This window comes from Neobacillus sp. NRS-1170 (genome assembly GCF_050468025.1).
Genome location: NZ_JBITPF010000077.1, coordinates 1 through 2,979, shown reverse-complemented (window position 1 = coordinate 2,979; position 2,979 = coordinate 1). Strand labels below are relative to the sequence as shown.

Here is a 2,979-nt window from a genome sequence, read left to right as displayed (position 1 = left end):
GGTTCTCTTCTACTCAACTACTTGAAGAAGGAATATCATTAGAATGGATTGAAAGTAAATCCATAAAAGAGGTAAAGAAATGTTTGCTTATAAGTATAAAAAGTTAATGAAAGATTTTATAGATCAAGTAATTACTGTTGAGGATTTTGAACGTGAGTATCTCAAAACATTTAAAAATGAGACGGAAAGAATGGATAACACGCTATTCGAAATCTTAAACGGAGTTTTAGTTTTTGAAGCAGTAGATTGTTATTGGCACGAATGTCTTCCTGGACAAGAAACTGCTTTTGAAATATCCGAACAACAACTAAGAAAAGAAGTGAGTGAAGCATTGGATAAATTAAATAGTTTATTGAATAACTCTTAAATTTTATTCAACTAATTGGGTGCATTAGTTGAAAAAGAGACCTAGAATATTTGAAGAGAACCAAATGGATGGAAAAGTAGCTATTGAAAATCACTCGAAGCAATGGGCATTGGAATTTAAACAAGAAGAAATAAAAATAAGAAATGTTTTAGGTGAAAAATTAATACAAATTGAGCATATTGGTAGTACTGCTATTGAGAATTTAGGATCAAAACCAATTTACTCCCATTTCGAGCTGAACGAATGAAAACTTTTAAGGTATTTACAATCGTAAATTCACCAAAAAATGATGTAATTAAATGTATGGAACCATTAAAAAGTTATGAAACTTTATTAAAAATCAAAAAAATTTGATTGAAAATATGTTTGTTTGAACAATCTTACCTGATAACATTCAAGTAACAAAAACAAACTAAATTTAGATAAAATGAAAGGGTGTTAATAATGAATGAAATTATTTGGCCTAAAGGATACCTACCAGGAATGACTGATAACTTTGCTTCCAACGAAATCATCGTAGCTAATCTATCAGCTGCAGAGGTTTGGGATTACCTTAATGATACTTCAAAATGGGAGTTATACTACAGTAATGTTGACACGATTAGATTCTACAACGTTACGGGACCTGAATTAAGCCAAAGTGCTCACTTCCGATTCAATACTTTCGGCTTCCCTTTTGAGGCTGAGGTAGTGGAGTATGAGCCACCTACTAATGACAAACCCGCACGATTAGCTTGGCATGGTTGGGAGGAAGGCTTAACAGAAGATGATGCGTTACATGTTCACCATGCTTGGCTGTTAGAAGACCTACCTGAAGGACGTATACGTATTCTTACTCAAGAAACACAAAATGGAAAAATAGCTAAAAAGCTGGCGGAAACAAAGCCAAACCCATTGATTAACGGTCACCAAGAATGGATTGATGGACTAGCAAAAGCTGCAGCAAAACAAAAACGATCTTAAGAACTAGAATACAATATTATTTCTAACAGAAATGAGACTTAGTAAGACCGTCACTCATTAGGAGATGGCGGTCTATTATCTTTATTTTTAAAGAGCGTTCTTTCTTATTACCAGAAAATACTTATCCTTGGGTAAAAATGTGAGATTATGGAGAAAAAAAGGGGCAAAGCATTTTTGTTTGACCACAATCTGATAATGAATAGAATGAGTAAATTTCGCCTAATATATAGCCTTTCTTAAGCAATTAAAGCATGCATTAGTTGAACAAAAAAATTGAAATATTTCATATCATACTGGAGGTGTAGAATGGAAAATAAAAAAAAGTACGCTATAAAGTTTTGATATATCAAGCATTTTTAGATATAAAAAATAATAGCACTCATGAAGAGGCTTTCCATATTGCCCAGGTATTTCACAATCTAGCGTACTTTCTGACAAAAGATTTTGAAGGAATAAATGAAGCTGAATTTTGGAGGCAAATAAACTTTCTTGAAAAAAAACTTGGTGTAAATCATTATAAAGAACTGTTTGAAAGTGCCATAGCTAATGATAGGAAATTACTCTAATTTTGGGGGTATTTATTCAACTAACGGTTGCAAGAGTTAAAGAATGGGATGGCTGCGGCGATCCCTTTTTTCTTGTTGCACTAACGTAAGCAGTTTAGTGAAAGAAGGAAATGGTTTCAGGAGTATTGAATAATAGAGAAAGAAATGTTGGTTAAGAAAGAAGTGATATATTTGGATGTCGAACAAAGGGAATTTTCCGAAAGGGCACTTAAACATTTATTTGTTGGAAGTCAATTAGATGGAGTTAAATTCGGTGTTGGACCAGGTTCAATTCTGATTCGTTTTTTGCATTATACACCTAATCAAGAACCAGTTGATCTTTGGCTTAGCATTGGGACAAAATGGACTGTTTTTCCTACTGAAATTAAAGATTTTCCTAACTCGGAAGATGAAATGGAGGATTTAACTGAAGAGGAGGAATACAATTTAGTCTTTAAACTAAGAAGGAACAAAGTTGTAGACGTTAAATTAGGTGAAACCGTACCACATCTTATTATGGTTTTTCAATCTGGTTTAACTATGTTTGTAAACGGTCACCATGATATGTATGAATGTTGGCAAGTTGGAGATGGTGCTGTATATGGTGGCGAACAATGGCTGATAGTTTCAACTCCTGGAGACGGTATTGCTATTTGGGCACCTGATGACTTTCAATAAGGGATTCGTATTATAATTGATCTTCAACTAACGGGGTGCGAGAATTAAAGAAGAGCAATGCTTTTTAATGCATTGCTTTTTGAGTTCAATTTAAAAATACTTGCAATAAAGCTCTCGCCTTAAACTCCCACTTAACTGTGCGTATATACTTGTTGTCTCACTTTTCTCATGACCTAATAAGCTCTGGATAACTTCAAGAGGTGCACCATTATTTAACATATGAGTGGTACAACTGTGCCTTAGTTGGTGCGGATGAATCGATTTATTGATCCGTGCCCGATTCGATATTCGTTTGATGATATATCTCATCTGGGCAATGCTCATTCGATGAGGATACCGTTCTGTAACAAAAATGGCTGCATCGCCATCCTGGCGTTGATCAAGGTATCGTTTAAGCCAAATTTCACAGCGGATGTTAAAATACAC

5 protein-coding genes are annotated in these 2,979 nt (G+C 34.2%); 4 read left to right on the top strand and 1 reads right to left on the bottom strand.

Features of this window, described 5'->3' with window-relative positions; genetic code table 11:
• Positions 1–79 precede the first annotated feature (79 nt).
• The 4 genes from ACIFOT_RS27735 (at position 80) to ACIFOT_RS27720 (ending at position 2,553) form a co-directional block, all read left to right on the top strand.
• Positions 80–367 (top strand): colicin immunity domain-containing protein, encoded by a 288-nt coding sequence (locus ACIFOT_RS27735; protein WP_430070793.1) that lies wholly within the window; start codon positions 80–82, stop codon positions 365–367.
• 64 nt (positions 368–431) lie between these two features.
• A complete protein-coding gene (locus tag ACIFOT_RS27730; RefSeq protein WP_430070790.1) occupies positions 432–614 on the top strand; it encodes a GrpB family protein in 183 nt (60 codons plus the stop codon).
• A 197-nt stretch (positions 615–811) separates the two neighbouring features.
• Positions 812–1,330 carry an SRPBCC domain-containing protein gene (locus ACIFOT_RS27725; protein WP_430070788.1) on the top strand — a complete coding sequence of 173 codons (519 nt, stop codon included), beginning with the start codon at positions 812–814 and terminating at the stop codon, positions 1,328–1,330.
• A 710-nt stretch (positions 1,331–2,040) separates the two neighbouring features.
• Positions 2,041–2,553 (top strand): hypothetical protein, encoded by a 513-nt coding sequence (locus ACIFOT_RS27720; RefSeq protein WP_430070785.1) that lies wholly within the window; start codon positions 2,041–2,043, stop codon positions 2,551–2,553.
• Between the two features lie 90 nt (positions 2,554–2,643).
• On the opposite strand, the gene ACIFOT_RS27715 is transcribed toward ACIFOT_RS27720, so the two are convergent.
• On the bottom strand, positions 2,644–2,979 hold a 336-nt coding region (locus tag ACIFOT_RS27715; RefSeq protein ID WP_430070782.1), incomplete at its 5' end, for a tyrosine-type recombinase/integrase.